Genomic DNA, 26,879 nt, shown 5'->3' with positions numbered 1-26,879 from the left:
CTTTTTGTTGTGATAATGAAATTAAAATATAAAATTTATAAAATCATTATTTATTAATATAAACCAACCGCTGATTATAATGCACTTTTTCAATGCTATTTTTAAACTGGGGCTAATACTGATTACTTACCTTTGGGTGGAAGTTAGTTGCTCTGGAGCCACCAATTTAGGGCCTGAATTGGGCTGCAATGGCAGTCTTGACGGTGCAATGATTTTTGGAAATTATGCAACACCCCCAGTGGGGGCTGATGGTTATTATACTCAAGGCGGTTGCGTCCAATTTACCCAATACTGGGAGGACCATTATGGTGACGGTGGAAATGGGAACACCAATATGTGGGTTATCTCAGATGCCACTCTAGCTAAAGAAGGTAGCAAGTTCCTAGCCTTGCGGAATGCCCCGCCCCTTTTTGGAAGTGGATACTACTGGATCAACTGGAAGAATACCTTACCCAGTAACCCGGCTGGTAAGACGTTTCGTCTGACTTTTTGGATGTTAAACGGCCCGGCAGATGTGCAAATCAGTCGAGGAGACCACGGAGAAAACGCCGTCGCAACACAGTCGTTTACAAGCGCAGCAGCGCCCGCGAGCCCGCCCTGGGTCTGGGAGCAAAAAACCTTCGATTTTACAGTGCCAGCGGGCAGTACCTATTTTTATCCAAATGAGCTGAATGTTCGAGTGCGGCGCCCCGCTGGCAATAACAGCCAGTTTACCTACTTAGATGGCTTTTCGCTCAAAGAATGCCTGCCATCCCCTCCTCCGTCTCCGGTCGCTGACCTTGCGCTGGGTAATTTGGTTTGGTGTGACGACAACAACAACGGCATCAAGGACGTTGGTGAATCAGGAATTGACGGTGTGACCGTTCAACTGGTCAAAGACCAAAACCTGGATGGAGTCATTTCCTCTTCCGAAGAAACGACTCTGGTAGCGACAACCACGACCGCAGGTGGAGGGCTCTACCAATTTTCAGCACTCTATTCAGGACGTTATCGAGTGATCATCCCCACTAGTAATTTCGGCACTGGGCAAGCTCTGAATCTCAAAACACGCTCATCCACCATAACGGACTCATCTGACAACGGTGAGGATAACGACGACAACGGTATCCAAAGTTCAGCAGCCGCTAAAACCTACAGCCCTGACATTGTGCTCCTTCAGAATACAGAGCCAGGCACAGGAGTGGATGGCACGAATGCCTATACTGACAGCACCGTGGACTTTGGATTTACCTCCACCACGTGTTTGGGCGGTACCATTTGGTGTGATGATGATAACGATGGCACTATAGATTTAGGCGAAAGCAAGGTGAGCGGTGCCTATGTCGTCCTTTACCAGGACATCAACTGCGATGGTGACATCAATGATGCTGGGGAGTCTGTAGAAGTGTCGGCGCAAGTCACGGATTCTTCAGGTAACTATCTTTTCGAAAATTTGCTCCCTGGATGTTATATCGTAGCGGTGCCTGATTTTAACTTTGTCACCAGTGGCGGGGGCAAGGGTGGCAGTGGCAGCGGTTCCTTAGGCGGGGGTTCTCTAGGTGGAGATACACTGGGTGGCGGTGGAAGAGATGGTGGCACCAGCGGATGCAGTTTGACGACGCATATTTATTCTTCAACGGCAACTCCTGGCAGTGGTTCTGTTTGGGGGGCTGACGGATCAACAGCCTCGCAGACTCCTGGTGTAGATCATGGTTTCCAGAATACTGGAGGTGCCACTACGGTGTCCTCCTCAATTACCGTGACAACTGGCAGTTGTGTTACCAATATTCATTTCGGCTTTACCGCAACCAAGGCGAGCGTCTTGCCTGATCCGGCTGCAGGCCTTGTTGGATTGGCGGATTTTGTTTTCTGTGACGAAAATAACAATGGCGTCAAAGATGCTTACGAGGTCGGCATCATGAGAGTTGTCCTGGAGCTCTACCATGACGCAGATGGAAATGGAGTGATCAGTGGAAGTGAGGGCACGACGCCCGTAGCAACCACCAACACTGATGCAAACGGCATTTATTATTTTACGGATCTTTCACCGGGGAATTACCAAATTAAAATTCCTACTTCAAACTTTAGCGGTACGCTTCGTTACAAGCAGCTTTCCTCAACCACAACCAGTGCACTGGACAACCAAGTGGATCATGATGACAATGGTATCCAGTCTGGGGGAGCGGGAACGGTTGTGGTGAGTCCTTTGATCACCCTTAGCTTACCATTCTTCGACCCGAGGACTGGAACGACAACAGGGGGAGAGCCTCCTGTGGCGGTGGATTGCACGGGTGACCGAGTGGACAGTACGCTCGACTTTGGCTTTGTGCCCACCACGGCCATAGGTAATTTAGTTTGGTGTGACGAGGATAATGATGGAGTCAAAGACACTGCCGAAGTCGGTATCGCGAATGTGACGGTGGAGCTTTTGAGAGATGGAAACTGGGATGGCGATTTCTTGGATTCAGGTGAAGCGACGGCCATCGCAACTACTACAACTAACTCGTTAGGGAACTATGAGTTTACAGGTCTGTTGAATGGAAACTACAAAGTTAGAATCCCAGTATCCAATTTCAGCTCTGGAGGTGCTTTATCTGATAGAGTTCGCTCCTCTGTCCCGACCGATTCGACGGACAATCAGGAAGATATGGATGACAATGGAGCCCAAGTCGGCGGGAACGGTACTGAGGTCCTAAGTCCGCTCATTCTACTCATGGCAGGAGCCGAGCCGAATAATGCGATAGATGGAACAGATGAATCTACTGACAGTACGGTTGATTTTGGATTTTTCACGCCACTTGCTTTGGGTAACCTAGTCTGGTGTGATAGCAATAAAGATGGTGTGGCGCAATCGGGAGAGCCTAGATTCAAAGACGTACTGATCTGGTTGTATCAGGACAAAAATGAAGATGGGGTGCTCACGGCACCGATTGAGACTTCTCCATTGGATTTCACGAGGTCAGACAACAATGGCAATTACGAATTTGGCAATCTAGGAAAGGGTATCTACAAAGTGCAGGTGTTGGCCGGAAATATGGCTTCTGGGCAGCCTCTTGAGCTGAAGCCCTATTCCACGGTGCCCCAGGTAAACTTAGATAATGGATCGGATAATGATAACAATGGTACTCCAAACTTACAGGGACATGTGGATAGCCCATTTATCAATCTTGCGCCAGGCTCTGAGCCTAATGTGGCAACGGATGGGACCGATACCCACGCTGATAGTACGATAGATTTTGGTTTTGTGGACACCCTTTGCTCCACGATCACGATTTCCCCATCCACGCTGCCCAATGGAACGTTAGGAACGGCTTATAGCCAAACCCTCAGCGCCAGCGGAGGCACTGCACCCTATACCTATGCTGTCACCACAGGCACACTGCCCACAGGACTCATCCTGAGCAGTGGTGGAGCTATCACGGGCACGCCAACGAGCGCAACTAGCCGTACTTTTATCATCACAGCCACAGACTCGAGTGGTTGTAATGGCACGAGGGAATTTACGGTAGCTCCGGTTTGCCCCACGATCGGACTTTCGCCTACTACGCTGCCAAATGGCACAGTAGGCACGGCCTACAGCCAGACGCTTAGCGCCAGTGGTGGAGCGGTGCCTTACTCTTATGCAATCACCACAGGTGGCCTGCCAGCAGGCCTGAGTCTGAGCAGCGGTGGCGCTATCACGGGAATGCCTAGTTCAGTCGGAACAGGCTCATTCACGGTGACTGTGACCGATGCCAATGGTTGCACGGGTTCTCTCGGTCTTAGCATCAGCGTGAATGCGGGTGCCTGCCCGACAGTCACGATCAGTCCATCACCTTTGTCATCAGGCACAGTGGGCACCGCCTACAGCGCCACGCCGAGTGCGTCACCTAGCGCCACCTATACCTGGACGGCGAGCGGACTGCCTGCGGGCCTGAGCATTAACGCAAGCACGGGAGTGATTAGTGGAACACCTACGGCAACAGGCACGGCAACCATCACAGCAACGGCCACGATTACGGGCTCAACCTGCTCAGCGACAACGACACTTACGGTAAGCTGCCCCACGATTACTCTTTCACCTACCACTCTGCCTAACGGCACGGTGAATACGGCTTACAGTCAGACTGTCAGTGCCAGTGGCGGCACTGCGCCTTACAGTTTCGCAGTTACGACAGGCACGCTACCGACAGGTCTTGGCCTGAGTAGCGGTGGAGCCATCACTGGCACGCCAACGAGCACGACTAGCCGTACTTTTACAATCACAGCGACGGATTCTAACGGCTGTGTAGGCACTCGTGTCTTCACAGTGGCTCCGGTTTGTCCTGTGATCAACCTTTCACCTGCTTCGTTGCCAAATGGTACAGTGGGCACGGCTTATAGCCAGACCGTTAGCGCCAGCGGTGGGATTGCGCCTTATGGTTTCGCAGTTACCACGGGTACATTGCCGACAGGTCTTAGCCTGAGCAGTGGTGGAGCCATCACAGGCACGCCAACGAGCACGACTAGTCGCACCTTTACCATCACGGCTACAGATGGGAACGGCTGCACAGGGACGAGAGAGTTCACAGTGGCACCGGTATGCCCCACAATTACGCTTTCACCTTCCACGTTACCCAATGGCACGGTAGGTACGGCCTACAGCCAGTCGCTTAGCGCCAGTGGAGGTGCTGCGCCATACAGTTTTGCAGTCACTGCGGGTACTTTGCCCGCAGGGTTGAGCCTCAGCAGTGGTGTTGTTAACGGTACGCCAACGAGCACAATCAGCCGCACCTTTACCATCACAGCAACGGATGCCAATGGCTGCACAGGCGGGATCGAGTTTACAGTGGCACCAGTTTGCCCCACGATCACTCTAACACCCACGTCACTGCCCAATGGCACGGTGGGCACGGCCTACAGCCAGACGCTCAGCGCAAGCGGCGGCACGAGCAGCTACACTTATGCCGTAACCACAGGCGGATTGCCCGCAGGCTTGAGTTTGAGCAGCGCAGGAGCCATTACTGGCACACCGACCACCAGTGGCACCGCGAGCTTCACCGTCACCACGACCGATACGCATGGATGCACCGGCACGAGCAACCTGAGCATCACCGTCAATGCAGGGGCTTGTCCGACCGTGACGATCACACCGACACCCCTCGCCGCAGGCACCGTTGGCACTGCCTACAGCGCCACGCCGAGTGCTTCACCCGCAGCGACCTACACCTGGAGCGCAACGAGCTTGCCCGCAGGCCTGAGCCTCAACACCAGCACCGGAGCCATCACCGGCACCCCAACGGCAACAGGCACCGCAACGATCACCGCGACCGCGACGATCACCGGCTCCACCTGCTCAGCCTCCACCACGCTAACGGTGATCTGTCCATCGATCAGCATCACTCCGCTCACACTGCCCAATGGCACGGTCAATACGGCTTACAGCCAAACCTTGAGTGCCAGCGGCGGAACGAGCAGCTATAGTTACGCGGTGACCAGCGGTATCCTGCCCGCAGGCCTCAATCTGAGCAGCGGCGGAGCCATCACCGGCACACCGACGAGCACCACGAGCCAAACGTTCACCATCACCGTCACCGACGCCAATGGCTGCACGGGCACGCATGAGTTCACCGTCGCACCTGTGTGCCCCGTGATCACCATGACTCCTTCGACATTGCCCAATGGCACGGTGGGCACGGCCTACAGCCAAACTTTGGGTGCAAGCGGCGGCATCGCCCCTTACAGCTATGCGGTGACCACCGGCGTATTGCCCACGGGATTGAGTCTGGGCAGCGGTGTGATCAACGGCACACCGACGAGCACCACGAGCCAAACGTTCACCATCACCGTCACCGACGCCAATGGCTGCACCGGCACTCGCGAGTTCACCGTCGCACCTGTGTGCCCCGTGATCACCATGACTCCTTCGACATTGCCCAATGGCACGGTGGGCACGGCCTACAGCCAAACTTTGGGTGCAAGCGGCGGCACATCGCCTTATAGCTTCGCGGTGACCACCGGCGTATTGCCCACGGGATTGAGTCTGGGCAGCGGTGTGATCAACGGCACACCCACCAGCGCCACTAGCCAAACGTTCACCATCACCGCCACCGATGCCAATGGCTGCACCGGCACTCGCGAGTTCACGGTGGCTCCTGTGTGCCCTGTGATCACCCTGACGCCGAGCACGCTGCCCAATGGCACCGTGGGCACCGCCTACAGCCAAACTTTGGGCGCAAGCGGCGGCACGAGCAGCTACACTTATGCCGTAACCACAGGCGGATTGCCCGCAGGCTTGAGTTTGAGCAGCGCAGGAGCCATTACTGGCACACCGACCACCAGTGGCACCGCGAGCTTCACCGTCACCACGACCGATACGCATGGATGCACCGGCACGAGCAACCTGAGCATCACCGTCAATGCAGGGGCTTGTCCGACCGTGACGATCACACCGACACCCCTCGCCGCAGGCACCGTTGGCACTGCCTACAGCGCCACGCCGAGTGCTTCACCCGCAGCGACCTACACCTGGAGCGCAACGAGCTTGCCCGCAGGCCTGAGCCTCAACACCAGCACCGGAGCCATCACCGGCACCCCAACGGCAACAGGCACCGCAACGATCACCGCGACCGCGACGATCACCGGCTCCACCTGCTCAGCCTCCACCACGCTAACGGTGATCTGTCCATCGATCAGCATCACTCCGCTCACACTGCCCAATGGCACGGTCAATACGGCTTACAGCCAAACCTTGAGTGCCAGCGGCGGAACGAGCAGCTATAGTTACGCGGTGACCAGCGGTATCCTGCCCGCAGGCCTCAATCTGAGCAGCGGCGGAGCCATCACCGGCACACCGACGAGCACCACGAGCCAAACGTTCACCATCACCGTCACGGCGACCGATGCACATGGTTGCATGGGCTCCAACAGCTTAAGCATCACGATTGAAGCACTCTCGAACATCACAGGAACCATTCTAGAAGATACCGACAACGACAATGATGGCGATGTCGTGATCCCTGTCGTCACGCTGACACTCTGCACCGACCTCAATTCCGATGGAGACTCCAATGACCTCGAAGAAGGACCCGCGGACAATCCAAATATTGAGGGAGTGCAGGCCTATCGTCACCACCACGGACGGGAACTACGCTTTCACGAATCTGGTCGCCGGTAGTTATGTGGTGAAGGAAAATCAGCCTGTGGATTATGTGAGTGTTTCCGATGGTGATAGCACACCTGATACTCCGTTGGCACCGGTTGATTCGACCAATTCTCCATCCGATGACATCATTGCTGTTACGACGAGTCCTGGTGAGACTGACAGCGGAAATGATTTCATCGAAGAGCGCCTCTATGATCTGTGTGGCCAAGTACGCTATGATAGCGATCGCGATGGTAGCCTCATCGATCCTGATGTCGGCCTCTCTGGTTTCAGCATACGGCTCTACCAGGATACGGATAGCAGTGGAGGATACACGACTGGAGACGTGCTGCTGAATACCAAGATCACAGACACGAATGGCGACTACTGCTTCAACGATCTGCCATCGGATGAATACATCGTCGTCGAAATCCCACCTCATACCGAGCTCTACAACACCAACGACCAAGATCGGAACAATGACCGTGCCATTCCGGTGGCGATCACAAACAGCGACAGCGATAATAATGACTTCCTCGAAGCAGCGGACCCACAAGGTTGGTTCTACGACGTGGAGACATGCGAGGTCGTCCCTGGTGGCAGCGTCACAGTCACTACCATGCCTGTGGGCGGCTCTGTGAATATGATTCTCAATGGATCGAATGGTGAGTACTCCTGGCTGACCAATGGAGTCTCAGGCGTCTATGCCATGACGGTGACACCGCCTCCAGGATACATTATCGACCCCAGCCGCCCATCGGGTGCCACGCTAGATCCAACAGGATTATCCGACCCGTATTATGTCGGCTCTGGAGTGAATGGAACGGGTAGTGCGCTACTCGATTGCACTCATGCCAGCAACCCCTGGCACGTGAGTTTTGAGCTCACCTCTGGTGATCCATTTGTCCTCTACAACAACATCCCGCTGATCCGCACCAAACCCATCACCTTCGCAGGCTGGCAGATACTCAACACGCTCGGCGGACAGAATGGCGCGACTCAGGACCCAGATGGAGACGGATTGACGAATCTACAGGAGTTTGCCTTCTGCTACCCCGCTGATTCAGGCGTAGCCACTGGCTGCCCGCTCGAAGTCGTGCGTAATCTCGATGACACACTGGATGCACACGTGCGTCGTGTGACCGGCGCAGCAGTCACCTACACCCTCGAGTACATTTCCGAACTAGCACTCAGCGGTGCAGGTGGAGCAGGCTGGACAGCGATCACCAGCATCACACCCGTGGTCACCACGAATGTGGACGGCACCGAGGAGGCAGACTACCGCGACCTAGCCCAGATACCTGCCCTCAGCAGTGGCAAAGGCTTCGTGCGTGTCGTCGTCAGCAATGGTAGCAGCACCGCGAGAACGTATGCCGCAGGGTGGGGGACACAGGTGCTCGAGCAAGGCTGCCAGACCTGCAGTCAGCCCTACCTACAGTGCGCACTCTTTAGAGGTGCCGTGGACAGCGTCAGCGGCTCACTCCTGCACTGCACCACGAGCGCAGGAGCCAGCAACATCGCCTCCGGCTTCGTGGTCGGCAGACAGTATTATATCGAGGTGGCATCGGGTGACCATGTCGGCCACCGCTGGGAGGTAGATGAGGCTAGCTCCGATCCCGACAGCATCGCCATCGACACCAGCAGCGTGCATAACACTCAAACCACTCTGCCAGCCAGCCTCGCGGGAGATGTCATACTACTTCGTGCGCATACCACTCTGGAGCAAGCCTTCCCACCAGCCTCATTCACAGGCACCAGCAGCCCCACGACAGCAGACCGCATCCTCGTCATGGATCGCACCACCAGTGCCTTCCGAGTTTACTGGCTCTTCAATGGCACGCCAAAGCGTTGGGTCGCATCGGGTGATGCCACACTCACGAGCCTCAACAACACGCCACTGTATCCTGGGTTTGGCCACTTCATCCATCCCAAAGGCGGCACTGTCACCCAGATCTATGTCGGGCACGTGCGTGAAAACGCCTTCGCCTATCCATTGTCATCAGGGACGAACTTAGTTTCCAGCCCTTGGCCGATGGATCAGAGTCCTTCGCAGCGTGGAATGACAGCGGCTGCAGGCTTCACAGGCACGCGTAACGCGACCAGTAGCGATAAAATCAGTCTGTGGGCAGGGGACACCACACCAGGCACTGAGGCATACGACTCCCATTTCTACCTCATTAGTCCCACACGCAATCAATGGACGCCGCAGGCCAATGCGAGCCTCATCAATGAAAATGACCTGCAGCTCTTCCCTGCGCACCGCAGCTCCGTCATCCGCGTCATCAACCCCGTGAACTGGCTCATGCCCCTGCCTTGGACACCCTAATTCATCACGGTCCCCTTTTACGAACTTCATCAACCCACAGCACCACAATGAAAAACTTGATCCTTGTCCTGGTTTGCATGCTTAGCGGCATCCTATCCACACATGCTCGCTCCATCGAATGGGGGACCGAAGTCAATGACATCCTGCTCGATAGCAATGGCAGCGCCTTTACCGGCTCTTACATCTTTGAGATCGGCAGCTTCGGCTCCACCTTTATCCCCACCGAGGTCAATATGGACGAATGGGCTGCCAACTGGAAGGTCTTTGATCGAGGGATCGACGGCAACGGGTGGAATCCCACAGATCAATTCGCCTCAGGCATCGCCAACCTACAATCTGACGGTACCAGCGACTTCTACACTCCTTCCACTTTGAGCCCGATCTTCACTAGCGGTGAGCAGGGCTACATGTGGGTATTCAAAACCAACACTACCTATGAAAGTGGCTTGGAGTGGGCGCTCATCACCAATTCTAGCGCAGACGGCCTCGGTTCCGACAACTGGACATTCCCAAGCCACAGCGACCAGACCGGACTCCCCCTCGAATGGTACTGCAGCAATGCCTCCGCCGTCATCTTTGGCGGACTCGATGGCGTTCAGGGGCCTGGAGATCACGCAGCCTCTCCCGGCGCTTTCTGCATCCAGACACACACCATCGTTTCAGTTCCAGAACCGACAAGCTCCATGCTCCTTGCCGCCGCGTGTGGTCAGCTCCTGCTGACTCGCAGGCGCAGGCAGACGCGGTAGTCCGCGCCTCGGTTTTGATGACAGCCCCGCGCTCCCGTCGCTGCTGTTGTGGCTCCTAAAAGGGGCTTCTGAAAAAGATATCTCACTGCTCTCCCGAGTCAGCCCCCCAACCATAGCATCGTCATGTCAGCTCATGTTCAGTCACACTGGTTCAAAACTCATGTCCACGTCGCGCTCGCTACAGCCTTCCTCCTCTTGTTTTGTGATGGATCACTTGCCAGCAGCACTGCTTCAGGTTCACGCACGAAACCGGCCACTATCCTGATCAAACGGCCTCATGGATTGATGCTGGCTGTAGCAGACGAGCAGCCAGATAAAATCAAAAACGTCGTCTATGCGGCCAATCGCATCATCGGAAAACCCTACAAATGGGGTGGCGGCCACCTCAAGCGCCTAGACTCTGGCTATGACTGCTCCGGGGCCATCTCTTATGCCCTCTCTGAAGCTGGCATCATTCCAGGCAGCAAACACTGCCGTGAGTATTTGCAGTTTGGCCGACCGGGTAAAGGGCGCTGGCTTACACTCTGGGTGCATGAAAAACACATCTTCATGACCATCTTCGGGCGCACGTTCGATGTTTGCGTCAATAAAACAAAAACAGGTCCGCGCTGGGTTCCCACTGGGCGCAGCACCGCCGGGTTCCAACCACGCCACATCCCAGGTCTATAACACATGCTTCCTCCTTTTTTCAGAGTCCTCCTTGTCTTGCTAGCACTGGCCTTGCCAGTAGCGGCAGAGACCGGCAAAGCATCCTATTACGCAGATAAGTTCCATGGTCGCCCCACGGCCTCAGGCATTCCCTATGATCGCAATGGTTATACAGCTGCACATCACACTCTTCCATTTGGAACGGTTTTAAATGTTACAAATATTAGCAATGGGCGCACCGTGCGTGTCACGGTCAATGACCGTATTGGGCACAAAGGCCGCATCATAGATCTTTCCTATGCCGCAGCCAGCCAGATCGACATGATTCGTCAGGGTATCGCTAACGTCACAGTTGAGATTAACAGTCAAGGTGCACCCAGCGCCAATCGCAATATCGCTACTCCCACTAAGCAGACTTACCCACCTCCTAAAAAACTTATCCTAACGCCCACTACGCCGCCGCCTTCCTCCCCGCAGATTCTACCAGCAGACAGCATTTTCACGCTTCCGGGCCAAAACCACCACAGCGCCTATGAAGCTCAGTTCGGTGCTTTTGTAGCCTATAACAAGGCATTGCAACTCCACCATGCCCTAGCTCAAAAGGGCATCACAACCCAGATATTTCTACGAGGCAACAAACGTCAACTGTACCGCGTCATATCCTCATGGACATTCGCCTCAGAAGCTGATGCTGTTACTTGGCTACGCCAGCTTCACACCGCAGGGCGTATTTCAGAAGGGCTTGCGCTACCTCGGGGTTGGTAGAAGTTCTTACTCTTAATGTGAGGTGGCCCATGGGAATCGGGCTAGTGGCTGAGTGATGGTTTAGAGTCTTTTGCCGGTTTTGGAGTGAAGCCAGCTGTAAATACCATATTAAGCAGCTTATTGCAGGGGAGGGACAAAAGAGACAAAACGGCAAAAAAGGCGCTTCGTATGACAAAAAATTTAATTATTATACAAAATGAAATAAATAAAAATTAATTTATTAGCAAACACTTACAAATTTACTGATTTGTTATTGAAAATATGAATCATGTCTTTAAAGTGAAAAAAATACGAAAGACTAAATGCTTATAGCTATCAACACGGCCTACGCCAAAGGCGGCACACCGCCTTTTTGGAGAGCTGTTTTTAACTATAAAAAATATGTTAATTATTTCTGGGTGATCCTGGGATGCTTTTTTCTTCAAATTACTGGTGACTCCTACGCTGGGACGATCACCTGGGGGAACACTACCGATGGGCAGATCTATTTCAGCAATGGACAAGACTTTCCCACGTCGGCAGCGCTGGCAGCCTCAGGCGTGAGGTTTGAGATCGGTGTCTTCGACTCCGCTGGAGGGTTTAATTTGAGCACGAGTTCTCCCTCCGAGTGGCGTAACCATTGGCACCCATTGGACATCCTCGGGCCGAGTGATTACAGCTCTCCGCAGCCAGTGGGTGGTGGGGACTTCTTCACGGGAACATTCAATGTGGAGCGAGTGGGCTCGGTCATCCGCACTTCGGACAATGGTGGGGCTCCGGCCTATGACTTCACACCTGGTAGCAAATTCTACTACTGGATATCCAACTCCAACGACATCGAAAATGGAGCGGAGTGGGCCCTTTTCACCGCCGATCACTGGACTCTGCCGACCTCGGCCGACCTTTCACTCTTTCATGGCCTATTCCGCATTCCCAATACGGGCTTTGATGTGGCCTGGGGTGGTGTGGGCAGCTTCGATAGCGATACCATGGATGATCGCATCACCGTGCCGAAGAAGGCCACGGCGAACTTTTCTCTCCAAACCGCAGTGCTCAGTGGGCCTAGCATCGGTAACCGCGTCTGGTTGGACAACGATGGGGACGGCCAACAGGACGCCACGGAATTCGGCATCCCTGGCGTGAGCGTGCAGCTCTGGTCCCCTGGGGCCAATGGACTGGAAGAAAACGGTGGTGGAGATGATGTCCAAATCGGAGCCGCAGTGCAGACAGACATCGACGGGCATTACGCATTTGAGAATTTGGCAGAAGGCGCTGTTTATGTGCGCATTCCATCCACTCCGGTGAATTACCCCAGAGCCACGATTTCGGTAAATGCGGATAACCGAGTGAACACGGACAGCAATGGCATTCAGAGCACCATGGGGGCGGCTGTTCGTAGTCCGATCATCATGCTCAATAGAGGAGCTGAGCCCAGCAATGAGGTGGATGGAAATAGCATCAATGGCGATTTCACGGTGGATTTCGGCTTCCAAAATCCAGATCGCTGCTACTCCGTCAATCTGATCGACAACGCTAGCTTTGAATTCAACGGCAGTGCCAATACAAACGGGACATCAATCGCAGAGCTCGGATACGATGGCGCGGGCATGAGTTTCGGTGCGAACGTGAATGCGCTGCGCTGGGTGGGTGGTGTGAATGGCGTGAGCCCATTTAATGCGCCGATTCAGCGCATGCAGGTGCTCGCAGTAGGCGCTACGGCCAAGGTGAGCTGGGTGGAGAGCCTCAAAGCCCGCGCTGGAAAGCGCTATGTCTTACTAGAGGGCACAAACTCATGCATCGATCTACGGGCTTTCGCTGGCGGAGAGTGGAGCAGTGCTCTCCAGCCTGGAAAGACCTATGAAGTTGCCTTGTGGGCAGATACCGCCTCTGCAGCGGATGCATCCTTCAATCTCACGCTAGAGGCTGGTGCGAATATTTTCAGCGTAGCCAATGTGGACCACCAATACTTCATCGCCACACAGCAACTATGGAATGGGGCTCCAGCGACGAAATTCAGCGCGGCAGACTACAATGGATGGAATGAGGCCACTGCGAATAATACACGCCCGAACTGGCGCAAATTCACCTTCCGCTTCTCCATCCCAGCAACCGCGACCGCAGCACAGATCGATCAGGCTAGCCTCATCATCGCCGCTGGCACAAACAGTGGACCAATCGCTATCGATGACATGTATCTGTGTGATCTCAGCGTGCCGATCATGAGCATCGGAAATCGAGTGTGGTTGGATAATGATGGAGATGGCCTGCAAGACGCGAATGAGCCGGGAGTCCCAGGATTAGCGGTGCAGCTATGGTCTCCTGGAGCGAATGCCATCGCTGAAAATGGCGCTGGAGACGATGTGCAGATCGGTGCCTCCAAGACGACAGACATCAATGGCGGGTATGTCTTTAACCAATTGCTCCCAGGCATGGTTTATGTGCGTATTCCATCCCCTCCCGCCTTTTACCCGCAGGCGACAGTTTCGGTTAACTCGGATAATGGCATCGCCAACGATAGCAATGGCATCCAGAGTGCCAGTGGAGCAGCTGTGAATAGTCCAGTGATCAATTTGAGCACCGATACAGAGCCAGATACAGCCGTGGATGGGGATGGGAGAGATGGGGACCTCACAGTGGACTTCGGCTTCCGTAATCCTGATCCGTGTTATGCCTTCAATCTCATCGACAATGCCAGTTTTGAGCTCAATGGCAGTCCTAATACGAACGGGGCTCAGATCGCAGCACTCGGATACGATGGCGCGGGTATGAGCTTTGGTGCGGGCGTGAATGCGCTACGCTGGGTGGGCAGTGTGAATGGCGTGAGCCCCTTCAATGCACCGATCCAGCGCATGCAGGTGCTCGCAGTGGGCGCTGCGGCGAAGGTTGGCTGGGTGGAGAGCTTCAAAGCCCGTGCTGGTAAACGCTATGTCTTATTAGAAGGCACAAATTCATGCCTCGATCTCCGTGCTTTCGGTGGCGGTAACTGGAGTGCTGCCCTGCAAGCCGGAAAAACGTATGAAGTGGCTCTGTGGGCTGACACGGCGTCCTCTACAGATGCATCCTTCAATCTGACGCTCGAAGCTGGAGCAAGCCTCTTCCGAGTCGATGGAGTCAATTACCAGTATTACATCGCCACACAGCAAAAGTGGATCGGATCTCCAGCGACGAAATTCAGTGCTGCAGACTACAATGGATGGAATGAGGCTACTGCGAACAATGCGCGGCCGAATTGGCGTAAATTCACCTTCCGCTTTTCCATCCCGGCTACGGCGACTGCGGCGCAGATCGATCAGGCTAGCCTCATCATCGCCGCAGGCACGAATAGTGGCCCGATCGCGGTCGATGACATGTATATGTGCGAGGTCGCCGCTCAAATGTGTGTGGGAAATCAGGTCTGGGTGGATATGAATAATGATGGTGTGCGTCAGAGTGTGGAAAGCGGTATCCCTGGCTTGCCCATTCAGCTCTGGACTGCGGGTGCCGACGGCGTGGTGAATAATGGATCGGGTGATGATGCCGTCGTTCGCAACTCGGACTTTACGGACGCGAATGGGCAATACCTCTTCGAGAATCTCCAGCCAGGCTCCTACTATGTCCGCATTCCCACGGTGCCTGTCTTTTTCCCACAAGTCAGTGCCAATGGCGTGGCTTTGGACAACAATATCAACAACGACAGCAATGCCCTTCAGCCAGGAGGCTCCGGGACAGCGGTTCACTCCGCGCTTTTCACTCTGACAGCAGGCGCTGAGCCGGGAACCGGTGTGGATGGCGATGGTACGGATTGCAATAGCACCATTGACCTCGGTTTCGCGAATCTGGATCCATGCTATGTCACAAACCTCTTCGACAACCCGAGCTTTGAAGTGAGCGGCACAGCAAATGCAACCGGAGTCGCTACGCGGGTGCTCGGCTTTACTACGGGCGTAACCTTCTTCGGGAATAATCTCAATGCACTGCAATGGACAGGTGGTGTAACGGGGAATTCGGGCCTTGGTAGCCCGATCCAGCGTGTGGAAGTGCTTCCTGGAAATAATGGCAGCAAAGTGAGCTGGGTGGATAGCTTCAAGCCGCGTCATGGACGCCGCATGCTCCTTCTTCAGGGGACGAACTCGTGCGTGAGCATGCGTGCTACTGGTGGCGGAGCATGGAGCAGCGTACTCCAGGCCGGGCATGAGTATGAGCTCTCAGCATGGGCTGCGAATGCCAGTGCCGCGACGGCTTCGGTCATTTGGGATCTCGGAGCACAGGCGCAGGTTTTCCAAATCATCACGGGGGGCACTCCGGGTGTTTACCAGTACTTCACGGTGCCACAGAGCGCAATGGATGGCACTCCACGTCCTGCATTCACTGCGGGTGATTACAGTGGGTGGAGTGATGCCTCACCGACCAGTTCACCTGCTCCTGTGTGGAGGCAGTTTAAGTATCGCTTCCGTATTGCGGCTACTGCCACACCGACGCAGATCGACACCGCTTCCTTTGTTTTCTCCGGCGGTAGCAGCACGAATCCGATCGTGGCTGACTATCTCTCCCTTTGCGAGGTGCCTACGAGTGCCACGCTGACATTGGGAAATCTCGTTTGGAATGATGCGAACCGTGATGGAGTGCGCAATACCGGGGCCAATGGGGAACTGGGTGTGCCAAATGTCGCCGTAGCGCTCTTTACGACTGCAAATACGACGATCGGTGACGCAGACGATATGCTCGTGGCCACCACGACCACGACCGCCACTGGCGACTATAACTTCACAGGCCTCATTGATGGATTCTACTACGTCCGCGTCACCCCGAATGCCAGCTACCCTGCCACTGGTGGCAATGTCGTCACCAGCGACAACCAGATCAACAATGACAACAACGGCGCACAACCTGGTGGCCCAGGAACGCCGATCTATAGCCCAGTCATCACGCTCACCAAAGGTCTAGAGCCCACCAATGATGGCGACACCGATCCTGATACAGAGCTGAGCGTCGATTTCGGCCTCTTCACAGGTATTCAGCTGGGAGATCAGCTTTTCCATGATGCGAACAATGATGGCATCTTCACCAGTAGCAGTGAGAGCACGCTGGGACCAGGGGTGAAGGTAGAGCTGCTCAATAGTGCAGGCACACTCATCACAGACACGCTCACCAATAGCAGTGGTATCTATTCTTTCCTCGTTTTCACCCCTGGTCAGTATCGCCTGCGAGTGCCTACGCCTCCCGCCGCTACTCCGCTGGTGAGCGGTATCGCGGACAACTCGGATAATGGAGAAAACAATGACAGCAATGCACTCCAGCCAGCAGGACAGGGGACAGCGGCTCTGAGTCCGCTCATTACTCTCACGGCAGGTGGTGAGCCGGGATCGACGGGGGCGACGAACGTGGAAAACACCATCGACTTTGGCTTCCGCGCCTGCCCAGCCATCACGCTGAGCCCAGGTACGCTCGCTTTGGCGACGCAGTATGCGAACTACAATCTCTCGCTAAACTCATTCGGCGGTGCGGGTGGCTATGTTTATTCGATCACGAGTGGCTCACTTCCTGCGGGCATGACTCTGAGTCCGGCAGGTCTGCTCAGCGGCATTCCTGGCGCGGCGGCTGCACCGGGGAATTACCCACTGGTCATACGCAGCACGGATAACACAGGCTGTTACGGCCAGCAGAGCTACACGCTCCGTCTCTTCTGCCCTACGCTGACGATCACGCCCAGCACCTTGCCGCCATCCACACAGTATTCGTCTTATTCACAGCCTTTGTTGGTAGCCAGTGGCACAGCGCCTTACACTTGGAGTGCAAGTCCAGCGCCGCTAACTGGTGCGGTGGCTTGGTGGCCTGGTGAAGGTGGCGGTGCGGAGGTCATGCTGGGCAATACAGGGGCGCTTTTCGGCGGTATGGGCTTTAACACGGGCCGTATCGCTCAAGCTTTTGCTTTCGATGGAGCCGATGATTATGTCCAGGTGGCGGATCACTCCTCGCAGCGTCCGGCGAACTTGACAGTGGAAGCCTGGGTGTATGCAGAAAATGGCTCAGCTAGTGGAAATCGCGTTTTGGTCGCCAAAACGGCAGATTTAGCCGGATTGAGCAGTGGCTACGGTTTGATCCAAACGGGTGGCGGATCCCAAGTTCGCTTCTTCATCAATGGAAATGCTTCCACGGCTAGTTCCGAGTTTGTCGAGGCCGCTTTGACTGCGAACGCCTGGCATCATGTGACGGTGACCTATGACCGTGTGAATCTAAATCTTTGTATCGACGGTGCTTTAGCTGCTACAAAGCCATTCGCCGCCGCATTGGTTCATAACAATGTGCCTCTTGTGATGGGGGGCAGCTCCACGGCAGGCACTGCTTGGCAGGGCAAGCTCGATGAAGTGATCCTTTACAACCGTGCGCTAAGTGTGGCGGAGGCCAGTGCGCGTTACGCGATCACGCAGAATCTCAACAATGGCGTGCCAGCAGGCATCAGCGTGAGCACAACCACTGGCGAAATCGCAGGCACGCCCACTGCTGCGCCAGCGGATTATCCCTTCACCGTGCGTGTAGCGGATGTGTATGGATGCCTTGGTGTGCGCTCCTACACACTGCGGATCGTGTGTCCGCAGATCAGCATCACGCCAGCGACGCTGGTGGATGCCAAGCAGTATGTGCCGTATTCAGATGTGAACTTCCAGGCCACAGGCGGCACGGCTTCTTATAGCTGGAGCATCAGCAGTGGTGCGATGCCCACTGGTATGACTTTCAGCACAGCGGGTGTGCTCGGGGGCACCCCAGGCTCAGTTCCAGGCCTCTATACCTTCACCGTACGTGCCCGTGATGCGAATAACTGCACGGGCGAGCGCCAAGTCACGCTGCTGGTGAAGTGCCCGACCATCACTCTCACCCCCACGACGCTCAGTGATGCGAAGCAGTTCACCCAGTACACTGCGGTGCAGTTCCAGGCGACAGGTGGGAATGCTCCATACACGTTTGCGGTTGCCTCTGGTTCGACTTTGCCAGCGGGAATGCTGTTGAGCAATGCAGGCCTCCTGAGTGGCACGCCCACGGCGCCGCCAGGCGATCACACATTTACCATCCGGGCCACAGACGGCTCGGCTGCGGCATGTACGGGAGATGTGACCGTCACACTCCGCATTACTTGCCCAGACATTAGCATCGGGCCTGCCTCGTTGCCTGTGATCACTCAGTACACGCCGTATAGCCAGAATCTCTCCGCCACTGGCGGCAATGATCCCTACACCTGGACTCTGGTGAACGGTGCACTGCCTGCTGGGATCACCTTGAATAGCGCAGGGCAGCTCGCAGGCACCACTTCGGCTGCTCCTGGAGTGTATAACTTCCGCGTGCGTGCCTCCGATACTGCTGCCTGCTCGGCGGAGAAAAACATGAGCGTCGCGGTAGAGTGCAGCGTCATCGACATCAATCCCAAAACATTGCCACCAGGGAAGACGACCACGGCGTATAGTCAGCAACTCACCGCCACCGGCGGTACGGCTCCTTATCAGTGGACACTCTATAGTGGGGCACTGCCTGCCGGTGTCACGCTTTCCAGCGGTGGACTCATCAGCGGCACGCCGACAGTGGTAGGTTCCTTCAATTTCAGCGTGGAGGTGCGTGATGCCTACAATTGCTTCCAGCGCCAGGATCTAGTGCTCGCGGTGGAGTGCCCACCGATGGATATTGATCCAGATTCACTGCCCGAGGCAGTGGTGGGGCAAAACTACAATCAGCAGCTCACGGTCACGGGTGGTGTGCCGGGATATACTTGGTCCCGCACTTCGGGGGCCTTCCCCACGGGGATGTCGATCAATTCGAGCGGGCTAATTAGCGGTATCCCCACCAGTGCGGCTGGGAACTACTCCGTCACCATCACCGCGCGTGACTCGAATAACTGTCCGGCTGTAATCAGCTACGTGCTCACGCTGCGCTGTCCAGACATCACCGTTTCTCCGCTGCTTACGAATGGGGTGATCGGGGAAGCGATTTCGGAGACTTTCGATGCCACTGGAGGCACCGCTCCTTACACCTGGAGCGTGGCCTCTGGCAGCACCTTACCTGCGGGGCTGACATTGTCGCCATCGGGTGGATTGGGTGGGGTGCCAGAAGTGACGGGCGCGAATGTATTCACCATCCAGGCGAGTGATGTTTTTGGCTGCGTAAAGACGGCGGACGTCACTGTGAACGTGAGCTGTCCAGCACTGGTGCTAGCGCCAGCTTCTTTGCCTTGGGGGATGAAGGGTGTCGCGTATAACCAGACGGTGAGCACCACCAAGGGCAAGGCTCCCTATACTTACAGCGTGGTAGCGGGCTCCTTGCCTCCTGGTATCTCACTGACGGGCACCAATGGTCTAATCAGCGGCACTCCCACGGCGACGGGTAGTTCTACATTTACCCTGCTTAGTGTGGATGGCGCTGGCTGCTCAGGTACACGAGATTTCACCATCGACATTCATGGCATCAAGCTGGGCAACATCGTCTGGAACGATCTCGATCAAGGTGGCGACCTTGATGCTGGTGAAACGGGTATCCCAGGAGTGGGCCTCGCTCTGTATTCGACGGTAGATAGCACCATCGGCAATGCAGACGATCAGCTCGTCACTTCCATGACGAGTGGTGCACTGGGTGATTACTCCTTTGCTGGCTTGGCACCGGGCAAATACTACGTGCAGGTCACTGCGCCTACTGCACAGCCTTATTCATCCGGTCCGCAGGTGAATGCAGATGATCTCATCGACAATGACAACAATGCTTTGCAGCCAAGTGGCAGTGGTACGCTGGCGCGGAGCCCCTTGATCACGCTGAGTCCTGGTCAGGCTCCGGGAACTCTGCCGATCACGAACTTGGGGGATAATCTCACAGTGGACTTCGGTTTCCGTGCCATGCCAACGCAGATCAATAATCTGCTGGAATACACTCTAAATGCCAGCAGCGGCGGTCTGCCAGTCTATCCTAGCTACAAGAATCCCTGCGTCGTCAATGCTGCGAAGATTCAGATCGAGGACGATATGAACGGTCTAGCCGACATCAGCGAGCCTACGTCCAATGGTCCGGTGCGTGGTGGCGCACTCAGTCGCCGCATGCGTGGATGGGATGGTAGTTATGACCTGGCTTACGATAGTCCGCCGACACTGCTGAATCAGCGCCCAGACAGCCTGTGGCTGCGTTTTGACATGGACCCGACCGCGACAGGAACTGTCGGACGCCTGCTCTTTGACATCAACCGCACAGGCAGCACGTCACCGGTGCAGGGGAAAGCCATCCTTTCCTGGAAAGACGGCTCCGTGACTCGCTCGGCCGCTACAAGTACCTTCACATTGAGTGCGGTGTCTTCATGGTATTCCCTCCAGCTCGCTTTTGACCAGTTCATGGGCGGAGCGACGGCGCTTCCCACTGGTGCGGGCCTGGCAGGTCGTTCTTTCTTGCTGGAGCTGTATCTCTGGGGTGGTGATGGCAGTGGCTACATCGACATTGATAATCTTTTGCTGGAAGGCAGTGCGACGTGCTCACCACCATCTCTTTCCATCGGTGACTACGTATGGGCGGATACGAACTGCAATGGGCTCAAAAATCCCAAAGAACCTGGTCTTCCAGGTCTCGCCGTTCAGCTCTGGCAACCCGGCGTGGATGGACTGCCTGACACCGGAGACGACCAAATGCTCCAAACCACTCAGACGGATGCGAATGGCTACTATCTCTTTTCTGGACTGCCCGCAGGGAATTACTATGTGCGGCTACCGGTGCTCAATCCTGAATGGCCAACTGCGGCTCCCGCTGATCCAGCGGATAATGGCGAAGATAATGACAGCAACGGTCTGCAAAGCGGTGGCATAGGCTCTCCTGTGCGCAGCCCAGTGATTCAGCTCGCGTTTAATGCTGAGCCGGGTGTCGGTGGTTCAACGAACCAGGAGATGACGATCGACTTTGGTTTCTGTGCCTCGCTGGTCATGGGGAACTTAGTATGGAGTGATGAGGACAATGACGGCCTCTTCGATGCTGGTGAAGACGGTGTGGCTAATGCCCAGTTGGCACTCTTTAAATCGACCGATACGACAGTGAACAATGGCAACGATACACAGATCGGCACAGCGTTCACCACAGGGGCGGATGGGGCTTACAGCTTCAGTGGATTGAGCGCGGGCTACTACTACATCCGCCTCACGCCGCCGATCACTCACCCACGGCGCAGCAGTGTGAGCACCAGTGCGGATAACGGCGTCGATGGAGACAATAATGGCATCACGCAGTCGGCCACAGGTGCTCCGATCTATTCTGGAATCGTCACGCTTTCCGCTCTGACGGAGCCTGGCAGCCTTGTAGCTCCATTTGGTGGAAATGCGGACAATACCATCGACTTCGGTCTGCGGCCTACCTACTGCTCTCTGGGCAACATGGTTTACAAAGACGGTGACAATGATGGGCGTTTCGATTTCGGTGAGGGTATCGGCAGCGTGGTCGTAGAGCTTTTTGATGGCAATGGCGTTTTTCTCCAGTCCACTCTCACGAGCGGTAGCTTCTTCACCCGTGGTCGCTATCAGTTCACGGGATTGCTGCCGGGTGATTATTATGTGCGTATCCCAGCATCTGAGTTCGGAAGTGGTAAGCCATTGGTCAATACCGTGTCCATCACGCCAGCTCTGCCGAATGACGATAATCGGGATGATAACCTCATAGGCAATGACAACGGTTTGGATAATGCCCAGCCAGCGACCAACGGCATCTCCAGCAATGTCATCACCCTCGCTGACTCCAGTGAGCCAATCAATAGCGGCAGTGAGACTGGAGCCAGCAATACACTAGATGATGGAGATGATAACAATGGCAACATGACCGTCGATCTCGGTTTCAAAGCGGCCACGGTCAATCCGACGGCCTGTTACCATTTCTTCCTTAGTGATGCCAATCTTGATGGCACGCTGCTGGAGCGTGTGAGCGAATGGCAGCCTGATCAGTCCTATGACTTCAATTACAGTGCCGTCACGGCCTATCCGACTGGTTTTGATGTCATTTATGATGCCGCATTGGCCCGTGTGAAGCTGGATGCTGTCTTCCAGCAGATCGGTGCCGCAAAGGTGGATGCAGTCACGCTGATCCTTAGCACGGGTTCAGACCCCGCCACAGCGCAGCATGCGATTCTTTATCTGGATGCCACGAACCGTGCTGCTCCGCGAGTGACGATGTATCGCTATAACACGAGCTTGGGACTGAGTAGTTGGCAGACGGCAAGCAACATCCTCCTCTCCAATGCGCCTGGCAGCACGACTGCCGGTGATGTGCTGGAAGTAAAAGCCACGGAAGTCGGTGCCAATGTGCGATTCGAAATGACACTGAATCTCGCTCGCGTAAATAATGGCTCGAACTGGACGGGAATCGGTGTCGATCCAGCGCAATGGCAGGGAATGATCTTCGGCTCGAATGCTGGAGTGGTGCTGCAGCATCATGATCTGAGTGCTGCTCCGACCTACAATGCAGCAGGGGCGCTCACCGCATTCAATTCAGCTTCAAACGGCTCTTTTGTCACCGATCCGGCGGGGGTGGAGGTGGTAGTGACGGAGCTCTGCCCTAGCTCACCGTGGGTTTGCATCGGGAATCTCGTTTACAGCGATACGAACCTCAATGGCGTGCTCGATGGTGCCGAGAGCGGCATCTCGGGTGTGTCCGTGCAGCTTTTTAGCCCTGGCACCGATGGCGTGATCGGCGGTAGCGGCTCTGGAGCAGATTATCAGGTGGGCAGCACCTTTGTGACAGGGGCCTCAGGGGCATACAGCTTCGTGAATCTCGTGCCGGGTCCATATTACGTGCGTGTTTCGCCTCCTGTGTTCTATCCGATCACCGGAGGAAATGTGGTCACCAGTGACAATCGCGTGAATAATGACAACAATGGCTCCCAGCCCGGTGGAGTGGCCACATTCATCTACAGCCCCGTCATTATGCTGACACCAGGCGCAGAGCCTGATAATGCAGTCGATGGTGATGATGCAAACTGCGATGCCACCATCGACTTTGGCCTCTTTACTGGCATCACCGTGGGTAGCCATGTCTGGAATGATGAGAACAACAATGGCCTGCGGGATAGTGGAACAGAAATGTCCAGTGGCGGCATCACCGGTGTGCAGATGGATCTCATGAGCACCGGGGCGGATGGACTGCCGGGTGGGACGGGTATCAATGCGGATACCCTCGTGCGCACGGCCTCCAGCGGTGCCAATGGCTTGTATAGCCTGCGCACGTATGTGCCAGGAACCTATTATGTGCGCTTTACGCCACCTGCTCTTTATCCGCTAGCCAGCAGCACGGCGGTGCAGGCTGATAATGGTGTCAATGAAGATAACAATGGCGTGCAAACAGGCGGTGCAGGCACCGAGATTCGCTCCATGGTCTTTACGCTGACCGCCGGGGCTGAGCCCGCACCTAGCGGCATCACCAATGCGGAGGATACCATCGACTTCGGTCTGCGTCCTTGTGGCACGATCACCCTTTCCTCGACTCCATCTCCGCTCACTGATGCGCAGAGATTTGCATCGTATAGTGCTGCTTTTAGCGCTGCTGGCGGCACGAGTCCGTATGTTTTCAGCCTGGCTTCTGGTGTCTTGCCAGATGGATTCACTCTGAGCAGCGGCGGGGTGCTCTCCTCTAGCAGCGTGACGGCTATGCCGGCCAATTACTCGCTAAATATTCGTGTCGTGGATGCTGCCAATTGCTCAACGACGGGTATTTTCCCGCTGAATGTCGTCTGTGCGAACATGGCGCTTTCCCCCACCAGTCTCGCGACAGCAAAACAACGTACCAGCTTCAGCCAGCAATTCACGGTCAGTGGCAGTGGCACGGCTCCTTTCACTTACACGTTGCAAAGTGGCACTCTGCCAGCGGGAGTGACACTCGCTGCTGGAGGCCTGCTCTCTGGCACGATCAACGGAGCTCCAGGAAACTACAACTTTACCGTCCGGGTCACTGATGTGAATGGCTGCTATGTGCAGGCGGTCATCCCATGGACGATCCTTTGCCCAGACATCAGCATCAGCCCGACAAGCGTGGGTGCCGCGAAGATGTATCAATCCTATGGCCCGGTGAATTTCACCGCGAATGGTGCAAATGCACCTGTGCTATGGAGTTACACGGGTACGCTCCCATCGGGTATGACACTGAACAGTGCAGGATCCTTGGGCGGCACACCGACGAGTTCCCCTGGCACCTATAACATCACACTGACAGCCACGGATGCCGCTTCTTGCTCAGCGTCGATCGTGCTGCCCGTCGTGGTGCAGTGCCCAGACATCACCATCCTCAATAGCTCGCCTTTAGCTGATGGCGTGAAGGGTTCTGCATATAGCGATTTGCAGCTGAATGCCTCTGGTGGCAGCACGCCTTATCAGTGGAGCCTGATTGGTGGCCAGTTGCCCGCAGGTCTGAGCCTGAGCACATCTGGACTGATCAGTGGCACGGTCACTGCGCAGGCTGGGGCTTATGATTTCACTGTGCGTGTCACAGATGCGGTGAATTGCTCCGCAACGAAGCCTCTGCGTATCAATGTGGTATGTCCTTTGCTCGACATCACGCCAGGCACGCTGCCTCCAGCGACGCAATATGCCACTTATAGCCAGAACTTGAGCGTGAGTGGCGGCGCATCGCCCTATGCCTGGGTGTTGGATAATGGAGTGATGCCTCCAGGAATCTCATTTTCCAATGGTGGAGTGCTCAGTGGCACACCCACGACCCTAGGTAGCTACACATTCGATGTCGGTGTTTCCGACTCCGATGGCTGCTACAAGACAAAGCGCTACACACTCACGGTGGATTGCCCGCCGATCACGATCACGCCGCCAGTGCTGCCGATAGCGCAGCGGAAAGTGGCCTACTCACAGCAGCTCTCTGCGAGCGGCGGTACAGCACCCTATCGCTTCAGTGTACAGGGTGGTAGCACCTTGCCCACGGGACTCAGCATCTCCACAGCGGGCCTCATCAGTGGCACATGCACCGATGCGCCTGGTAGTTATAACTTTGTCATTCAGGTGCTCGATGCAAACGACTGCCCAGGAACACAGCCCTTCACCCTCATGCTGGAGTGTGGGCCGATCAGCATCAGTCCTGCTTCTCTGACAGATGGAGTCGTGGGTACCTCCTATTTGCGCACACTGACAGCTAGTGGCGGAGAGGCTCCCTATACCTGGACGCTGAATACCGGGGCGCTGCCTGCTGGTCTGACTCTCGCCACGAACGGTGTGATCTCAGGCACGCCGACAGAGCAGACGACAGCCTTCATCCGCGTGGAGACAACGGACATTTATGGGTGCAAAGGCAGCATCGACTACAATTTCAGCGTCATCTGCCCGGCGGTGACACTGTCGCCGCCAGATCCGCTGCCACATGCCTATCTCCAGGCCAGCTATGACCAGCAAATCACCGCTACGGGTGGACATGGTCCTTATGTGTTCGACATCATCGCTGGGGCACTGCCTGCTGGGATGACTATGAACAATGCAGGCCGCATCACTGGCACACCGACTGTTTTCGGCTACGCAAACTTCACTGTCCGCGCCCGCGATGCCTATAACTGCCCCGGCACGCTCTCCTACACACTCCAGGTGAAAGGTTTGGGCCTTGGAGACATCATTTACGAGGATAACAACTTCAATGGCCTCCATGATAATGGTGAAGCGGGCGTGAAGGACGTGACTGTGGAGCTCTGGGATGCCGGTGATGATGCCGCCATCGGTGGTGCGGGAAGTAATAGCGATGTCCTAATCACATCACAGACGACGGGAGCACTGGGTCAGTATCATTTCGATAATCTGCTACCAAGTGCCTACTTCATCCGCGTGTTGCCGCCTGCCACCTTGCCGATCCCTGGTGGAAATCCTGTCAATTTGGATAACGGCGTCGATCTGGACAACAACGGTGCCAGCCAGCCTAGTGGCCCTGGAACTGCGATTTACAGCCCCGTGATCGCCCTGGCTGCTGGAGTAGAGCCTACTGTCGATGATGCGGATAGTGACACAGACTTCACTGTCGATGTGGGGCTCTTCCGCGGTATGACGTTGGGCAATCGTATCTGGCATGATTTTAATGACAATGGTACTCTCGATGTTGGCGAAAACGGTCTTGATGGAGTGACGGTGCAGGTTTGGAGCACTGGTGCGGACCTCGTCATTGGTGGAACGGATGACACCCTGCTGCGCACGACGATGACCACGACAGTGCTTGGTGTGCCTGGTACGTACTCCTTCACGGCGCTGGCTCCTGGAAAGCTCTATGTGCGCATTCCGACCCCACCTGATGGCTACTCGCTCTCCAGCAGCGTCACGACCATGGCGGATAATGGCATCGACAATGACGATAACGGCATCCAGGTGAGCGGTGGCTAGATCTA

The 26,879-nt window shown here is 55.6% G+C and carries 6 protein-coding genes; all 6 read left to right on the top strand.

The features are described 5' to 3' along the window. The first annotated feature begins 679 nt into the window (after nt 1-679). Nucleotides 680-7,114 carry a putative Ig domain-containing protein gene (locus IPK32_11685; GenBank protein MBK8092611.1) on the top strand — a complete coding sequence of 2,145 codons (6,435 nt, stop codon included), beginning with the start codon at nt 680-682 and terminating at the stop codon, nt 7,112-7,114. Continuing rightward, nucleotides 7,008-9,407: a TIGR02597 family protein gene (locus IPK32_11680; protein MBK8092610.1), complete on the top strand. Its 2,400-nt coding sequence runs from the start codon at nt 7,008-7,010 to the stop codon at nt 9,405-9,407. Before IPK32_11685 ends, IPK32_11680 begins: the two co-directional genes overlap by 107 nt. A 77-nt stretch (nt 9,408-9,484) precedes the next feature. Then, nucleotides 9,485-10,153: a PEP-CTERM sorting domain-containing protein gene (locus tag IPK32_11675; GenBank protein MBK8092609.1), complete on the top strand. Its 669-nt coding sequence runs from the start codon at nt 9,485-9,487 to the stop codon at nt 10,151-10,153. A 123-nt stretch (nt 10,154-10,276) separates the two neighbouring features. Continuing rightward, nucleotides 10,277-10,822, top strand: a complete 546-nt coding sequence (locus IPK32_11670; GenBank protein MBK8092608.1) for a C40 family peptidase — start codon at nt 10,277-10,279, stop codon at nt 10,820-10,822. 3 nt (nt 10,823-10,825) lie between these two features. Further along, nucleotides 10,826-11,566 carry a septal ring lytic transglycosylase RlpA family protein gene (locus IPK32_11665; protein MBK8092607.1) on the top strand — a complete coding sequence of 247 codons (741 nt, stop codon included), beginning with the start codon at nt 10,826-10,828 and terminating at the stop codon, nt 11,564-11,566. Nucleotides 11,567-11,868: 302 nt separating this feature from the next. Beyond that, the gene (locus tag IPK32_11660) at nt 11,869-26,874 is read left to right on the top strand and encodes a putative Ig domain-containing protein (protein ID MBK8092606.1); all 15,006 of its coding nucleotides are present in this window, start codon (nt 11,869-11,871) and stop codon (nt 26,872-26,874) included. The last annotated feature ends 5 nt before the right edge of the window (nt 26,875-26,879 follow it).

The sequence above is a fragment of the Verrucomicrobiaceae bacterium genome, from assembly GCA_016713035.1.
GTDB lineage: Bacteria > Verrucomicrobiota > Verrucomicrobiia > Verrucomicrobiales > Verrucomicrobiaceae > Prosthecobacter.
This window is presented reverse-complemented; position numbering and strand designations above follow the sequence as displayed.

What these genes read in the sequence shown, in the direction of transcription:
- IPK32_11680 (MBK8092610.1), top strand. Translation starts at nt 7,008, where the DNA reads ATGACCTCGAAGAAGGACCCGCGGACAATCCAAATATTGAGGGAGTGC.
- IPK32_11665 (MBK8092607.1), top strand. Translation starts at nt 10,826, where the DNA reads ATGCTTCCTCCTTTTTTCAGAGTCCTCCTTGTCTTGCTAGCACTGGCC.
- IPK32_11670 (MBK8092608.1), top strand. Translation starts at nt 10,277, where the DNA reads ATGTCAGCTCATGTTCAGTCACACTGGTTCAAAACTCATGTCCACGTC.
- IPK32_11675 (MBK8092609.1), top strand. Translation starts at nt 9,485, where the DNA reads ATGCTTAGCGGCATCCTATCCACACATGCTCGCTCCATCGAATGGGGG.
- IPK32_11660 (MBK8092606.1), top strand. Translation starts at nt 11,869, where the DNA reads ATGCTTATAGCTATCAACACGGCCTACGCCAAAGGCGGCACACCGCCT.